The sequence below is a fragment of the Streptomyces sp. NPDC058697 genome, assembly GCF_042715345.1.
GTDB lineage: Bacteria > Actinomycetota > Actinomycetes > Streptomycetales > Streptomycetaceae > Streptomyces > Streptomyces liliifuscus.
The window spans coordinates 37,579-51,117 of the sequence record NZ_JBHXSU010000003.1 but is presented as its reverse complement, the minus strand read 5'-3'; the positions used below and the strand labels follow the sequence as shown (position 1 = coordinate 51,117).

At 69.6% G+C, this 13,539-nt stretch carries 15 protein-coding genes; 10 read left to right on the top strand and 5 right to left on the bottom strand.

The window, feature by feature from the left end; all coding sequences use genetic code 11:
- Positions 1 to 21 precede the first annotated feature (21 nt).
- Positions 22 to 306, top strand: coding sequence for an antitoxin (locus tag ACFWXQ_RS08190; protein WP_383949824.1), 285 nt, complete (start codon positions 22 to 24; stop codon positions 304 to 306).
- Between the two features lie 445 nt (positions 307 to 751).
- On the opposite strand, the gene ACFWXQ_RS08185 is transcribed toward ACFWXQ_RS08190, so the two are convergent.
- From ACFWXQ_RS08185 to miaB, 3 genes are all read right to left on the bottom strand, one after another.
- Positions 752 to 1,501 carry a class III extradiol dioxygenase subunit B-like domain-containing protein gene (locus tag ACFWXQ_RS08185; protein ID WP_383949826.1) on the bottom strand — a complete coding sequence of 250 codons (750 nt, stop codon included), beginning with the start codon at positions 1,499 to 1,501 and terminating at the stop codon, positions 752 to 754.
- Positions 1,502 to 1,556: 55 nt separating this feature from the next.
- Positions 1,557 to 1,826: a hypothetical protein gene (locus ACFWXQ_RS08180; RefSeq protein WP_383949829.1), complete on the bottom strand. Its 270-nt coding sequence runs from the start codon at positions 1,824 to 1,826 to the stop codon at positions 1,557 to 1,559.
- Positions 1,827 to 1,891: 65 nt separating this feature from the next.
- Positions 1,892 to 3,412 (bottom strand): tRNA (N6-isopentenyl adenosine(37)-C2)-methylthiotransferase MiaB, encoded by a 1,521-nt coding sequence (miaB, locus tag ACFWXQ_RS08175; RefSeq protein ID WP_383949832.1) that lies wholly within the window; start codon positions 3,410 to 3,412, stop codon positions 1,892 to 1,894.
- A gap of 133 nt (positions 3,413 to 3,545) precedes the next feature.
- Between miaB and ACFWXQ_RS08170 the strand changes: the two genes are divergently transcribed.
- Positions 3,546 to 4,544, top strand: a complete 999-nt coding sequence (locus tag ACFWXQ_RS08170; RefSeq protein WP_383949835.1) for a TAXI family TRAP transporter solute-binding subunit — start codon at positions 3,546 to 3,548, stop codon at positions 4,542 to 4,544.
- A gap of 136 nt (positions 4,545 to 4,680) precedes the next feature.
- On the opposite strand, the gene ACFWXQ_RS08165 is transcribed toward ACFWXQ_RS08170, so the two are convergent.
- Together ACFWXQ_RS08165 and ACFWXQ_RS08160 are read right to left on the bottom strand one after the other, a co-directional pair.
- Positions 4,681 to 6,084 (bottom strand): ATP-binding protein, encoded by a 1,404-nt coding sequence (locus ACFWXQ_RS08165; protein WP_383949837.1) that lies wholly within the window; start codon positions 6,082 to 6,084, stop codon positions 4,681 to 4,683.
- Positions 6,085 to 6,093: 9 nt separating this feature from the next.
- Positions 6,094 to 6,780 carry a response regulator transcription factor gene (locus tag ACFWXQ_RS08160; protein ID WP_200395513.1) on the bottom strand — a complete coding sequence of 229 codons (687 nt, stop codon included), beginning with the start codon at positions 6,778 to 6,780 and terminating at the stop codon, positions 6,094 to 6,096.
- A gap of 280 nt (positions 6,781 to 7,060) precedes the next feature.
- Between ACFWXQ_RS08160 and ACFWXQ_RS08155 the strand changes: the two genes are divergently transcribed.
- From ACFWXQ_RS08155 to ACFWXQ_RS08120, 8 genes are all read left to right on the top strand, one after another.
- Positions 7,061 to 7,837: an amino acid ABC transporter ATP-binding protein gene (locus ACFWXQ_RS08155; protein ID WP_383949841.1), complete on the top strand. Its 777-nt coding sequence runs from the start codon at positions 7,061 to 7,063 to the stop codon at positions 7,835 to 7,837.
- Positions 7,838 to 7,897: 60 nt separating this feature from the next.
- Positions 7,898 to 8,746 carry a glutamate ABC transporter substrate-binding protein gene (locus tag ACFWXQ_RS08150; protein WP_383949844.1) on the top strand — a complete coding sequence of 283 codons (849 nt, stop codon included), beginning with the start codon at positions 7,898 to 7,900 and terminating at the stop codon, positions 8,744 to 8,746.
- Between the two features lie 89 nt (positions 8,747 to 8,835).
- Positions 8,836 to 9,501, top strand: a complete 666-nt coding sequence (locus ACFWXQ_RS08145) for an amino acid ABC transporter permease (RefSeq protein WP_383949847.1) — start codon at positions 8,836 to 8,838, stop codon at positions 9,499 to 9,501.
- Positions 9,498 to 10,409 carry an amino acid ABC transporter permease gene (locus ACFWXQ_RS08140; protein ID WP_383949851.1) on the top strand — a complete coding sequence of 304 codons (912 nt, stop codon included), beginning with the start codon at positions 9,498 to 9,500 and terminating at the stop codon, positions 10,407 to 10,409. Before ACFWXQ_RS08145 ends, ACFWXQ_RS08140 begins: the two co-directional genes overlap by 4 nt.
- Before the next feature lie 190 nt (positions 10,410 to 10,599).
- Positions 10,600 to 12,195, top strand: coding sequence for an FAD-dependent monooxygenase (locus tag ACFWXQ_RS08135; RefSeq protein ID WP_383949854.1), 1,596 nt, complete (start codon positions 10,600 to 10,602; stop codon positions 12,193 to 12,195).
- Positions 12,196 to 12,260: 65 nt separating this feature from the next.
- A complete protein-coding gene (locus ACFWXQ_RS08130) occupies positions 12,261 to 12,347 on the top strand; it encodes a putative leader peptide (RefSeq protein WP_313960178.1) in 87 nt (28 codons plus the stop codon).
- A gap of 79 nt (positions 12,348 to 12,426) precedes the next feature.
- Positions 12,427 to 12,972, top strand: coding sequence for a cysteine dioxygenase (locus tag ACFWXQ_RS08125; protein ID WP_383949857.1), 546 nt, complete (start codon positions 12,427 to 12,429; stop codon positions 12,970 to 12,972).
- Positions 12,969 to 13,466, top strand: a complete 498-nt coding sequence (locus ACFWXQ_RS08120) for a rhodanese-like domain-containing protein (protein WP_383949860.1) — start codon at positions 12,969 to 12,971, stop codon at positions 13,464 to 13,466. The genes ACFWXQ_RS08125 and ACFWXQ_RS08120 overlap by 4 nt, the downstream gene beginning before the upstream one ends.
- Positions 13,467 to 13,539 lie beyond the last annotated feature (73 nt).

Below are 13,539 nucleotides of genomic sequence, written 5' to 3'. Positions count from 1 at the left end.
TCCCGCGAGGGAAGGTGAACCATGGGTCTCCTGGACAACGTGAAGGCCAGGCTCGCGCCTGCCAAGGAGAAGGCCTCCGACCTCGCGCAGCAGCACGGGGGAAAGATCGACAAGATCGAGCAGGGTCTCGACAAGGCCGCGAAACTGGCCGATGAGAAGACCAAGGGCAAGTACAGCGACAAGATCCAGACGGGCACGGGCAAGGCCAAAGGCGCCCTGGACCGACTCGCGCACAAGGAGGGTGACGGTACGGACGGTGGCGCGATGCCCCCGTCTCCCCCGGCATCACCGCCCTCGGCATCCTGAGCGACACCACATCGGCGGACGGCCTCGGAGCATGTTGAGCTCCGGGCCGTCCGCCGTGTTGGCAACACCCTGACGCCCCACGCCCTCGCGGCCGGCCGCCCGCGTGTTGCCCCCTACCCGCCGCCTCGCGTCTGACGGCTTCGCCGCTGCCCGAATCCCCGGCAGAGGCGCAGAGGGCGTCCAGGCCGGTACCGCGTACCCGACGCGCGGGCACTACGACCAGCTCGGGGCCAGGACGAGCGCGGTCACAACCGCCTCTGGCGCTATGACCGACCATCTCGGGCAATCGGACCGGCCGACCCGAGTTCTACGCCAGGCCAGGGCCTACTCCAGGCCCAAGCCTCCGCCCAGGCCCAGGCCCTAGTCCAAGCCCGACCTCAGGTCCAGGCCCCACGCCAGGCCCAGGTCCAATCCCAGGTCTTACGCCAGAAGCCCGGTCCAGCCACTACGACCAGGCCGCCACCACGTACCCCACGCCGTAGGGCGCGTCCTCGTACAGGAGCGCGCCCGCGAGCCCCGCGCCCTCGGCCGCGCCGGCGAGCACCTGCCAGGGGGCGCGGCCGGAGACCTTCAGCTCGGACGCCAGCTCCGCGTCCAGTGTCTTGAGTGCGGCCACGTCGGCCGCTCCGAGCACACGCGCCACCTCCGCGTCGAAGCCCGCCGCCCGGTCGTCCAGATACCCGGGTGCCTTGAGCGTGCGGCACGCGCTGGCGTCGCCCATCACCAGCAACGCCACCCGCTCGGCACGCGCGGCGATTTCCCTTCCGCTTTGGATACACCGCTCGGCCGCGAGAGGTTCCCCCACGCCGAGACCTTCGACGGGGGCGTCCGACCAGTCCGTACGGCCGAGGAGCCAGGCCGCGACCGCGAGCGAGGGCGGCAGGGGCCGATCAGTGCCCTCGACGGGTCCGGATCCGGCCGGGCCCTCCGGCGGCCGGGCCCCGTTCCGGCCCAGCCGGACGTCGAGTTCCACGCCGAAGCCGCGGAACGTGCCCCGAGCGCCCTCCGCATGCGGCCCACGCCCGCTCTGCTCGGCGGGACCCACGACCACCAGCCGGTCGGGCCGCGCGGCGGCCAGTACCCCCAGCGCGTCCGTGCAGGCGGCACGTGCGGCGTCCAGTTCGGGTGCGGCGCCCGCAGCGACGTCGGGCACGAGAAGAGGCGGGCAGGGACAGACGGCGGCGGCGACAAGCATGATCGGCAGCGTAGCCCCGTGCGACGGCCGGACGGCACTCCCCGGCGCCCGGGCGTCACTCCTCCAGGAGCACGTCGGTCAGGTCGATGACCGTGAGCACGAGCACCACCAGCTTGCCCTCACTGATCACGTACTCGATGAAGAGGTTGCGTGACAGGGCGATCTCACGAGTGGACTCGTCACCCAGCACGGAACGGGAGAGTTTGTGCCGCGGGTCGGTCACCAGTATGGCCAGGCCACGCTCCAGCAGGTCGCGCCGGTCGGCGGTCAGGCTGTCGCGCACTTGAGCGGCCTGCTCGGTGAACGCAACGGGGTACGGCAGCATGTGGTGCTCCTTTCCCGTGCGGATTATGCCGGGCCCTCATTTCCCGTCCTGATTGTGCCGGGCTCTCAGTCGCAGCCGCAGCCACTGCCCGTGGCGACCGGCAGCGGGGCGGGCGCACCGATCTTCGGCAGCCCCAGCATGACGCCCGCCGGCTTCGCGGCCTCGGTGGCGTTGCGCTTGTCCCATGCGTCCCCCGCGCGCGTGCGGCGCACATCGAGGACGGCGCCCTCGGCAAGCAGGTGGTGCGGAGCGGCGTACGTGATCTCGACGGTGACGACGTCGCCGGGGCGGACCTCGGTGTCGGGCTTGGTGAAGTGCACCAGGCGGTTGTCGGCGGCGCGGCCAGAGAGGCGATGCGTGGCGCCGTCCTTGCGGCCCTCGCCCTCGGCGACCATGAGCTCCAGCGTGCGGCCGACCTGCTTCTTGTTCTCGTCCCAGGAGATCTCCTCCTGGAGGGCGACGAGACGCTCGTAGCGCGCCTGCACGACCTCCTTGGGGATCTGTCCCTCCATGGTGGCCGCCGGGGTGCCGGGGCGCTTGGAGTACTGGAACGTAAACGCTTGCGCGAAGCGGGCCTCGCGGACCGCGTGCAGGGTCTGGTCGAAGTCCTCCTCGGTCTCGCCGGGGAAGCCCACGATGATGTCGGTGGTGATCGCGGCGTGCGGGATCGCGGCGCGGACCTTGTCGATGATCCCGAGGTACCGCTCCTGCCGGTACGAGCGGCGCATCGCCTTCAGGACGGTGTCCGAACCGGACTGCATCGGCATGTGCAGCTGCGGCATGACGTTCGGTGTCTCGGCCATCGCGGCGATGACGTCGTCCGTGAAGTCGCGCGGGTGCGGAGAGGTGAAGCGCACCCGCTCCAGGCCCTCGATCTTCCCGCAGGCCCGCAGGAGCTTGCTGAAGGCCTCACGGTCGCCGATGTCGGAGCCGTAAGCGTTTACGTTCTGCCCGAGCAGCGTGATCTCGGAGACGCCCTCGCCGACCAGTGCCTCGATCTCGGCGAGGATGTCGCCGGTCCTCCGGTCCTTCTCCTTGCCGCGCAGCGCCGGGACGATGCAGAAGGTGCACGTGTTGTTGCAGCCGACGGAGATGGAGACCCAGGCCGCGTACGCGCTCTCGCGGCGGGTCGGCAGCGTCGAGGGGAACGCTTCGAGCGACTCGGCGATCTCGACCTGTGCCTCTTCCTGTACGCGGGCGCGCTCCAGGAGGACGGGCAGCTTGCCGATGTTGTGCGTACCGAAGACGACGTCCACCCAGGGCGCCTTCTTCACGATGGTGTCGCGGTCCTTCTGGGCGAGGCAGCCACCGACGGCGATCTGCATGCCGGGCCGCTTCGTCTTCATCGGCGCGAGCCTGCCGAGGTTCCCGTAGAGACGGTTGTCGGCGTTCTCCCGTACCGCGCAGGTGTTGAAGACGACGACGTCGGCGTCACCGTCGGAGCCGTCGGGCGCGCGTACGTATCCGGCGTCCTCGAGCAGTCCGGAGAGCCGTTCCGAGTCGTGGACGTTCATCTGACATCCGTAAGTGCGTACTTCATACGTTCTCGTCAGGTCCACTGCACGGCTCCGGTCGCTGCTGCTCATGCGACAAGGGTAGGCGGTGCGCGGAGTACGTCCCGCCCTGGAGCCTGTCGTGCGGGGGCGTGCGGACCGCGGCGTCCGCCTCCGGGAGCCCGGCCCTGGTCATCGTGGGCGGTGTGCTGGCAGGATCGCGCGCATGTTCCAGGCATTTTCCCGTATCGGCAGACGCCGGGCCCTGCAGGGTTCGGCCGCCGCCTTCGTGGCCTTCGGGCTGCTCCTGTGGTGGCTGCTGCCCCTGGGCAAGAGCTCACCTGGCGGGACGGTGTCCTTCAGTACGGGCTCGGCGACCGGCGTGTACCAGCTGTACGGGACGCTGCTGCAGGAGGCGCTCGCGAAGGACATGCCACGCCTGGACGTGGAGCTGCGGGAGAGCGTCGGTTCGCAGGAGAACGTGCGGCGGGTGGCGACCGGGCAGGCCGACTTCACCATCGCGGCCGCCGACGCGGTGGCGAAGTACCAGCGGGAGGGCGGCCGGGGCGCGGACCTGCTGCGCGGCTGCGCCCGGCTGTACGACGACTACGTGCACGTGGTCGTCCCCCAGACGTCCTCCGTGGAGTCCATCGGGCAGCTGAAGGGCAAGAAGGTCGCGGTGGGGCAGCCGGGCTCCGGGGTGCGGCTCGTCGCCGAGCATGTGCTGAGAGCGGCCGACCTCGGCCTGGACAAGGACATCCAGCCGGTGTCCGTCGGCATAGGAGACATGCCGAGGCTGCTCGAATCGGGGAAGATCGACGCCTTCTTCTGGTCCGGCGGGCTCCCGACGAGTGCGGTGACCGACCTGTCGAACAGGTTCGACATCAGGCTGGTCCCGATCACCCCCGACCTCGTGGAGAAGCTGCACGACCAGGGCCAGGAGGCCGAGTACTACCGGTCCGCCGTCATGCCGGCGGAGGCCTATCCCCGTGCCCAGTCCGGAGTCTCCGTGCAGACGGTGGCGGTGGCGAACCTGCTCGTGACCCGGGCGGGAACGGACGCGACGCTGACCGAGGGGATGACCCGCACGGTGATCCACAGTCGCGACCGCATCGGCGAGAAGGTGCACGCGGCACAGCGCGTGGACCTGCGGACCGCCATCTACACCGATCCGCTGGACCTGGACGAGGGCGCGAGGCGCTACTACCGCTCGGTCAAGCCGTAGCGGTTCGCGGGGCGACGACTGCGGGGCGACGGCTGCGGCTCGGGCGACTCCGGCCGCCGTGGGCCCCGCCGCGTGGATGCCGTCGGTCCCGTCTGGCCCTCGACAAACGGCCTCATGAGGGCTCGTGGCGGCCCCTTCAGGCTCCCGGCACTGTCCGCGGCACGCTCACGGTCACCTTGAGGCCGTGCGGCTCGTGGTGCTCGTACGCGATGGTGCCGCCGCCCGCCGAGAGCAGGGCCCGGGAGATGGACAGGCCGAGGCCCGAGCCCTTGACGTTCTGGTGGCCGGGGCTGCGCCAGAAGCGGTCGCCGACGCGGGTGAGTTCCTCGTCGCTGAGGCCGGGACCGAGGTCGGTGACGACGATGGTCGAGACCTCGCCGTTGGAGGCCACCTCGACCTCGACGGACTCTCCTTCGGGGGTGAACTTCAGCGCGTTGTCGATCACCGCGTCCAGGGCGCTGGAGAGGGCGACGGGGTCGGCCCACGCGGTCGTGGCGGGGCAGGTCCCGACGAGTCGTACGCCCTTGTCGTCGGCGAGCGGCGACCAGGACGCCACGCGCTCGGCGGTCAGCTCGCCGATGTCGGTGAGCCGCAGATCCGCCTCGGCGTGCTCGGCGAGCGCGAGGTCCAGGAGGTCGTCCAGGACCTGCGCGAGGCGCTTGCCCTCGGTGCGGACGGAGGCGATCTCCTCATTGCCCTCGGGGAGTTCCAGGGCGAGCAGTTCGATGCGCAGCAGCAGGGCGGACAGGGGGTTGCGCAGCTGGTGCGAGGCGTCGGCGACGAAGGCGCGCTGCTGCTCCAGCACGTCCTCGACGTTGTCGGCCATCTCGTTGAACGACCGGGCCAGGCGCCTGAGTTCCGGCGGCCCGCCCGCGACGGCGACACGGGACTTGAGACGGCCGGTCGCGATGTCGTGGGTGGTGGCGTCGAGGACTCGTACGGGCCGCAGCACCCAGCCGGTCAGCCGCAGCGCGGCGCTGAGCGCGAGGATCATCGCGGCGATCTCGCCGGCGCCGATGACCAGCCAGCCGCGCAGGGTCTTCGAGCGCATCTGCCCGGTGGGCGAGTCGGTGACCACGACGGCGATGACGTCGCCGTCCCGGATGACGGGGGACGCCACGACGAGACGGTCCCGCTGCCATGGCCAGACCTGTTCGGGGTCGTGGCTGCGGCGGCTCTGGAAGGCCTCCTCGAAGGCGTCGCGGGCCTCGCCCTTCGCGGGGATGTACCAGTCCGCGGGCGCCTTGGCCATGATGTTGTCGCGGTAGAACACGCCGACCTTGATGCCGTACAGCCCGTTGTACTTGATGAGTTCCCTGCCGAGCGTGTTGAGGCGCTCGTCCGAGGAGTCGACCCGTGAGCCCTTGGGCGGGTCGGTGACGAACTGTGCGAGGGACGCGAAGCGGGCCGTGTCGTCGATCCGGTCGACGACCACCTTCTGCTGCTGGGCGGCCGCCAGGCTGACGGCGAGTGGGACGCCGAGGGCGAGCAGTACGGCCGCCATCAGGACGATGAGCAGCGGGAGGAGACGTGCGCGCACCTGGCCCCGCTACGCGGCGGGCGCGACGAGCCGGTACCCGACGCCGCGCACGGTCTCGATCAGGGCCGGCATGCGCAGCTTGGAGCGCAGGGACGCGACGTGCACCTCCAGGGTGCGGCCTGTCCCCTCCCAACTGGTGCGCCAGACCTCGCTGATGATCTGTTCCCGACGGAACACGACGCCGGGACGCTGGGCGAGGAGGGCGAGAAGGTCGAACTCCTTGCGGGTCAGTTGGACAACCGAACCGTCCACGCTGACCTGACGGGTGGGCAGTTCGATCCGTACGGGCCCGAGGTGCAGTGCGGTCTCGCCGGGGGCCGCGGCCTCGTCGGCGACGGTGCGCCGGCTGACGGCGTGGATACGGGCGAGGAGTTCCCCGGTGTCGTACGGCTTCACCACGTAGTCGTCGGCGCCGAGGTTGAGGCCGTGGATACGGGAGCGCACGTCGGCACGCGCGGTGACCATGATCACGGGGATGCTGGTGCGCTTGCGGATCTTGCCGCAGACCTCGTAGCCGTCCTGGTCGGGCAGGCCGAGGTCGAGGAGCACCACTCCGAAGCCGGCGCCTTCGGGGACGAGCGCCTGGAGAGCCTCCTCGCCGCTGCGGGCGTGCGTGACGTCGAAGCCGTGACGTGCGAGGACCGCGGACAGAGCGGCGGCCACGTGGTTGTCGTCCTCGACGAGGAGCAGTCTCATCCCGGCCCCCTTCGGTTCATCGGTCGTACGTTTTCGGTGGATAGACGTGGGCACGCGCGCGTGCCCCCTGGAAGTCAGTCCGATGAGGCTGACGGCGTCAAGTGTGTTCGGGGCGCGGCCGACTTCCGTTACGCAGCCGGTACGTGCCCGCCGCGGCCTTCACGAAGAGTGTCCGGTTGCTACCAGATCGTTATGCTCAATTTCCCCTCAGATGTAATGACGCTGGTCGTGCGGCATCACTACTGTCCTCCGCAACCGAGGAGGACGGAGCAAGAGGCCGATGACCGAAGTATCGGTGACCAAGGACGCCGTACCCGCGGCCGACGATCTGGTCGTACTGAAGAACGTCAACAAGCACTTCGGTGCGTTGCACGTGCTTCAGGACATCGACCTGACGATCGCGCGTGGTGAGGTCGTCGTGGTCATCGGGCCCTCCGGGTCCGGAAAGTCCACCCTGTGCCGCGCCATCAACCGCCTGGAGATGATCGACTCGGGAGACATCTCGATCGACGGCAAGCCGCTGCCCGAGGAGGGCAAGCAACTGGCCCGGCTGCGGGCCGACGTCGGCATGGTCTTCCAGTCGTTCAACCTCTTCGCGCACAAGACGGTGCTCGAGAACGTGATGCTGGGCCAGCTCAAGGTCCGTAAGGCGGACAAGAAGACCGCGGAGGAGAAGGCCCGCGGGCTGCTCGACCGGGTGGGTGTCGCCACGCAGGCTGACAAGTACCCCGCCCAGCTCTCCGGCGGTCAGCAGCAGCGTGTCGCGATCGCGCGGGCGCTGGCGATGGACCCCAAGGTCATGCTCTTCGACGAGCCGACGTCGGCTCTCGACCCGGAGATGATCAACGAGGTCCTCGAAGTCATGCAGCAGCTTGCGCGTGACGGGATGACGATGGTTGTAGTCACACACGAGATGGGTTTCGCCCGTTCGGCCGCCAACCGCGTCGTCTTCATGGCGGACGGACGCATCGTCGAAGAGGCTGTGCCGGACCAGTTCTTCAGCAACCCCCGCAGCGACCGGGCGAAGGACTTCCTGTCGAAGATCCTGCACCACTGACGGCCTGCGTCACCCGCCACCGACGGATCGCACATCTTCACCACTCAAAGGATGTTCATCATGAAGCTCCGCAAGGTCACCGCCGCCTCGGCCGCCGTCCTCGCACTCGCCCTCACGGCCACCGCCTGCGGCTCGGACGACAAGGACAGCGACAGCGCTGACACCGGTTCCTCCGGCGGCGACAAGAAGATCACCATCGGCATCAAGTACGACCAGCCCGGCATCGGCCAGAAAACGCCCGACGGCTACGCGGGCTTCGACGTCGACGTCGCGACGTACATCGCCAAGGAACTCGGCTACAGCGAGGACCAGATCCAGTGGAAGGAAGCGAAGAGCGCCGACCGCGAGACCATGCTCCAGCGTGGTGACGTCGACTTCATCGCCGCCTCCTACTCGATCAACGACGAGCGCGCGGCGAAGGTCGACTTCGCCGGTCCGTACCTCCTGGCCCACCAGGACGTCCTGATCCGTGCCGACGACGACTCGATCAAGACGCCGGCCGACCTCAACAGCAAGAAGCTGTGTTCGGTGACGGGCTCCACCTCGGCGCAGAACGTCAAGGACAAGCTCGCCCCCAAGGCCCAACTGCAGGAGTACCCGGCGTACTCGGCATGCCTGTCCGGTCTGCAGAGCGGCGCCATCGACGCGCTGACCACGGACGACTCGATCCTCGCCGGTTACGCCTCGCAGGCGAACTACAAGGGCAAGTTCAAGCTCGGCGGCTTCAAGATGACCAACGAGAACTACGGCATCGGCGTCAAGAAGGGCAGCGACCTCAAGGCCAAAATCAACACGGCCCTGGAGAAGATGGTCTCCGACAAGGCCTGGGACACGGCCGTGAAGGAAAACCTCGGCCCGGCCGACTACAAGAACGAGCCCGCCCCCCAGATCGGCAACATCGTCAAGTGAAGCGGGTCCTGATCTGACAGGTGCGCCGCCCCGGAGGGCGGCGCACCTGCTGGAAAGAGCCCTCCACACACGCGGAAGCGCGGGAGATCGTGTTCGACTTTCTTGAAGGTTACGACCTGTGGGAAGCCTTCTGGACGACGGTGCAACTCACCGTCCTCTCAGCCGTCGGCTCCTTGATCTGGGGGACCCTGCTGGCCGCCATGCGGGTCGGTCCGGTGCCTCTGATGCGCGGTTTCGGTACCGCCTACGTCAACATCGTGCGGAACATCCCACTCACCGTGATCATCCTGTTCACGTCGCTCGGCCTCAACCAGACGTTCAGGGTCACCCTGGGCTCGGATCAGACCGCCACCACCAATTTCCGGCTCGCGGTACTCGGTCTGATCGTGTACACCTCCGCGTTCGTGTGTGAGGCACTGCGGTCCGGCATCAACACGGTGCCCGTCGGCCAGGCCGAGGCGGCGCGCGCCATCGGCCTGAACTTCACACAGGTGCTGACGCTGGTCGTACTGCCCCAGGCGTTCCGTTCGGTCGTGGGCCCGCTGGCCAACGTCCTGATCGCGTTGACGAAGAACACGACGGTGGCCGCAGCGATCGGTGTCGCCGAGGCGGCGCTGCTGATGAAGGAGATGATCGAGAACGAGGCGCAGCTCCTCGCGATCTCCGCGGTCTTCGCGTTCGGATTCGTGTGTCTGACACTGCCGACCGGTCTGATCCTCGGCTGGGTGAGCAAGAAGGTGGCGGTGAAGCGATGAGCTCGGTCCTCTACGACGCCCAGGGCCCGCGGGCCAAGCGGCGGAACATCGTGTTCTCCGTGGTGTTCCTCGCCGCCCTCGCCGCCGTGCTGTGGTGGGCGTACACCATGCTCGACGAGAAGGGCCAGCTGGAGTGGGTGCTGTGGAAGCCCTTCTTCACCGGCACCGAAGCCTGGAGCACCTACCTCTGGCCGGGGCTGCAGAACACGCTCAAGGCCGCGGCGCTCGCCATGGTCATCGCGCTGCCGCTCGGTGCGGTCCTCGGTATCGCGAGGCTGTCCGACCACGCCTGGGTACGCATCCCGGCGGGCGCGGTGGTGGAGTTCTTCCGCGCCATCCCGGTGCTGGTCCTCATGATCTTCGGCCTGGCGCTGTTCTCCGAGTACACGAACGTCAGCGCGGACGACCGTCCGCTGTACGCGGTCGTCACCGGCCTCGTGCTCTACAACGCCTCGGTCCTCGCGGAGATCGTCCGGGCAGGCATCCTGTCGCTGCCCAGGGGCCAGTCCGAGGCCGCCTCGGCGGTCGGTCTGCGCAAGAACCAGGTGATGCGGTTCATCCTGCTGCCGCAGGCGGTCACGGCGATGCTGCCGGCGATCGTCAGCCAGCTCGTGGTGATCGTGAAGGACACGGCGCTCGGCGGCGCCGTCCTCACCTTCCCCGACCTGATGGCGTCCGTCAGCCCGATGAGCGCCTACTACGCGAACGTCATCGCCAGCTTCACGATCGTCGCGGTGATCTACATCGTGATCAACTTCGCCCTCACGAGCTTCGCGAGCTGGCTGGAGGGCAGGCTGCGCCGCGGCAAGAAGTCCACCGGCGCGGTCCTCGGAGTGGACGCGGTCGACGAGCTCAGCGCACCCGGCGACCACGTGGACGTCACCCACGAGGTCGACAAGGGTCCGTGAACGACCCGCGCACAACGAAGAACTGACGAGATGTGAGCAACCGGAGGCAGTGGCATGATCGCCACTGCCTCCGTCACTTGACGCAAGCACCGGCAATGGGTTGCATACGTTCTGTGATCGTGCACCCCGCTCCACCTGCCACTCCCGGTAAGTCCCTCGGTACACCTCTCCGGGCAGGGGGCGCCGCGCCGTGGACCCGGTGATCATCGTCGGAGCGGGGCCCGTCGGACTCACGCTCGCCCTGGCGCTGGCCCGCCAGGAGGTCCCGTCCATCGTTCTGGACGAGGGTCCCGGCAAGGACGAACAGAGGCTCGCGCGGACCGTCGTACTGCGTGAGGACACCACCGCGCTGATCGAGCGGCTGACGGGGTTCCCGCTCGCCGAGGCCGGTTTCCGTTGGGCCGGATGGCGGTCGATGCGGCGCAAGCAGGTGATGCGGCAGATCACGTTCGGCGACGACGAGCCCGCACCGCTGCACGTCCCCCAGCACGTACTGACCGCCGCGCTCAGGGCCGCCATCGCGACCGAGCGCCTGGTCAAGGTCGCCGTGGACAGCCGCCTCGACTCGATCGAGCAGGAGACCTCCGGCATCACGGCGCACACCCGCGAACCCAAGGGCACGTGGTGGCGCGGCAGCTACCTGATCGGCTGCGACGGACCGCGCTCGACGGTGCGCAAGCTCCAGGACATCCGCTTCCCCGGTCGCACCGCCGTGGAGCGACACGCCGTCGCCGCACTGCGTACGGAACTTCCGTGGCCCGGTGAGGCGTTGTTGCACCGGATGCCGCCGTGGCGGACGTCCGGCCCCTCGGCCGGAGAGGTGACCGCACGCCCGCTCGCCGACGACGTGTGGCGCCTGGACTGGCTGCTGCCGCCGGGCAAGGACCTGGTCACACCGGACCTGCTGGTGGCGCGCGTCCGCGAGACCCTCGCGGGCTGGAGCGGGGGCACCACACCTCCGTACGAGCTGCTGGACACCGGGGTCCACACGGTGCATCACCGGCTGGCGCGCCGGTGGCGGGCCGGACGTGTCTTCCTGGCCGGGGACGCCGCGCATCTGCTCGGTGCGCTCGGCACGCAGGGCCTCGACGACGGTCTGCGGGACGCCGACAACCTCGCGTGGAAGCTGTCCCTCGCCTGGCACCACGGCCCGCGCGAGGCGCTGCTCGACAGCTACCAGGTGGAGCGGCGCGCGGTCGTCGCCGCACGCCTGCGCGCCGCCGACCAGGCACTGCCGATACTGCGTGCCGGAGGACTGCGCTCCGCGGTGCCCGGGTCGGCCCGCGGCCATGACTCGTTGCTCACCGACGGTCATCTGGGGCGCGGCCCGCTGGGCGCGCCGGGGGCGTACGCCGATTCGCCTCTCGCGCCTCCACGCGCCGAGTCGTCGGCCGAGGTCGGCACGGCGGTGGGCGACCAGGTCGCCGATGTACGGGTGACGGCGGAGGACGGTTCCTTCGTACGGCTGCGGGACCGGCTGGGCCGCGGGGCGCTGCTGGTCCTGCTGATCGCGCCGGGGACCGGGGTGTGGGAGCGCAAGCACTGGGTGACGGCCGGGATCATGCCGCGTCTCGCGGCCGCCGTGACCGCGCTGCCGCACCACGCCGAGCTGCTGGTCGCCGAGAGCTACCCGGGTGCTGCGGCGCACACGGTGCTGCTGATCCGCCCGGACGGGCACCTGGTCACGGCGTTGAGCGGGGTGCGCCCGGCGGATCTGTACGAGGCGGCGGAGGCGGCCCTGGGCGGCCCCCGGGCCACGGCGGAGGCCGCGGCGGGGACGTCCTGAGTGCGGTCTGTCCAGTCGGTGACACTGAGTTGACCGGTCCGGACCGTCATGGTGTACTCCGGATCGTGACCGACACCTGTGTGCGCCTGTGGCGGAGGGTCCATATGGACCTCGTCCGCTATGCGGGCTGCGTGTGTCGCCCGTCCTGCTGAATTCGCATCCTCTCCACCCGCGCGCGTCGCCGACGTCGTTCCCGCGCGCTCCACGCGAACGCTGACCAGGACGGTACCCGTGTCTGTCTCCCCTTCCCTGACGCCCGCTGCCTCTGCCGCCGCTCCGGCTCCCGGCCCCACGCAGGCCGAGCTGCTCGACTTCGTCCGGCGCACGGCCGGTGACGCCGAGCTGATCTCCTCTCTCCCGCTCGACCCCGAGGGCCGTACGTGGGTGCGCCTCGAAGGGCCCGGCGGCAGCGAGGCCTGGCTCATCGGCTGGCCGCCCGGTACGGGCACCGGCTGGCACGACCACGCCGAGTCGGTCGGCGCCTTCCTCACGGCGTCGGGCGAGCTCAAGGAGCACTCGCTCACCGCCCGGCTGCCCACCGACGGCTGGAAGACCCTCGAACTGACGGAGGGCATCGACCGGGAACGGCGGCTGGGGGCCGGCAAGGGCCGTTCCTTCGGTCGTCACCATGTGCACGAGGTGCTCAACGAGTCCACGGAGGAGCACGCGGTCTCCGTCCACGCGTACTACCCGCCGCTGCCGCAGATCCGCCGTTACAGCCGCAGCGGTCAGGTCCTGCGCCTCGAGCAGGTCGAGCGCCCGGCGGACTGGCAGTGACCGCCGAAGGTTCCGTACGAGCGGTTGGCCCGGTCGGAACCGAAGGCCCGGTCGGGATCGACGAGTTGCTGGAGCGGGTCCGTGAGGGTCTCGACCGGGTCGAGGCGGAAGCCGCCCACGAGGCCGCGCGGGCGGGCGAGGCCCTGCTGGTCGACATCCGGTACGCGGCGCTGCGCGAGCGCGACGGGCTGATCCCCGGCGCCCTCGTCGTCGAGCGCAACGAACTGGAGTGGCGCCTCGACCCCCAGGGCAGCCATCGCGCTCCCGAAGCAACGAGCCACGCCCTGCGCGTCGTGATCGTCTGCAACGAGGGCTACGCGTCCAGCCTCGCGGCCGCGTCCCTGCGCCAGTTGGGACTGCACCGGGCGACAGACCTGGTGGGCGGCTTCCAGGCTTGGCGTGCGGCCGGCCTGCCGGTGTCTTCTCGGACGTCCGGTCAGATGTCCGGTCCGTCCGGTCAAACGTCCGATCAGGCCTCCCGTCAGACTTCCTGATCCGACTGCGGTCTCACGACTGCCGCGTCTCAGGCATACGTCGTCTCGGGGGTACGTCGTCCCGGGGATACGT

Excerpts from the sequence above, each read along its gene's own strand:
- ACFWXQ_RS08150 (WP_383949844.1), top strand. The coding sequence starts at position 7,898 with ATGAAGCTCCGCAAGGTCACCGCCGCCTCGGCCGCCGTCCTCGCACTC.
- ACFWXQ_RS08180 (WP_383949829.1), bottom strand. The coding sequence starts at position 1,826 with ATGCTGCCGTACCCCGTTGCGTTCACCGAGCAGGCCGCTCAAGTGCGC.
- ACFWXQ_RS08185 (WP_383949826.1), bottom strand. The coding sequence starts at position 1,501 with ATGCTTGTCGCCGCCGCCGTCTGTCCCTGCCCGCCTCTTCTCGTGCCC.
- ACFWXQ_RS08190 (WP_383949824.1), top strand. The coding sequence starts at position 22 with ATGGGTCTCCTGGACAACGTGAAGGCCAGGCTCGCGCCTGCCAAGGAG.
- ACFWXQ_RS08170 (WP_383949835.1), top strand. The coding sequence starts at position 3,546 with ATGTTCCAGGCATTTTCCCGTATCGGCAGACGCCGGGCCCTGCAGGGT.
- ACFWXQ_RS08155 (WP_383949841.1), top strand. The coding sequence starts at position 7,061 with ATGACCGAAGTATCGGTGACCAAGGACGCCGTACCCGCGGCCGACGAT.
- ACFWXQ_RS08140 (WP_383949851.1), top strand. The coding sequence starts at position 9,498 with ATGAGCTCGGTCCTCTACGACGCCCAGGGCCCGCGGGCCAAGCGGCGG.
- ACFWXQ_RS08160 (WP_200395513.1), bottom strand. The coding sequence starts at position 6,780 with ATGAGACTGCTCCTCGTCGAGGACGACAACCACGTGGCCGCCGCTCTG.
- miaB (WP_383949832.1), bottom strand. The coding sequence starts at position 3,412 with ATGAGCAGCAGCGACCGGAGCCGTGCAGTGGACCTGACGAGAACGTAT.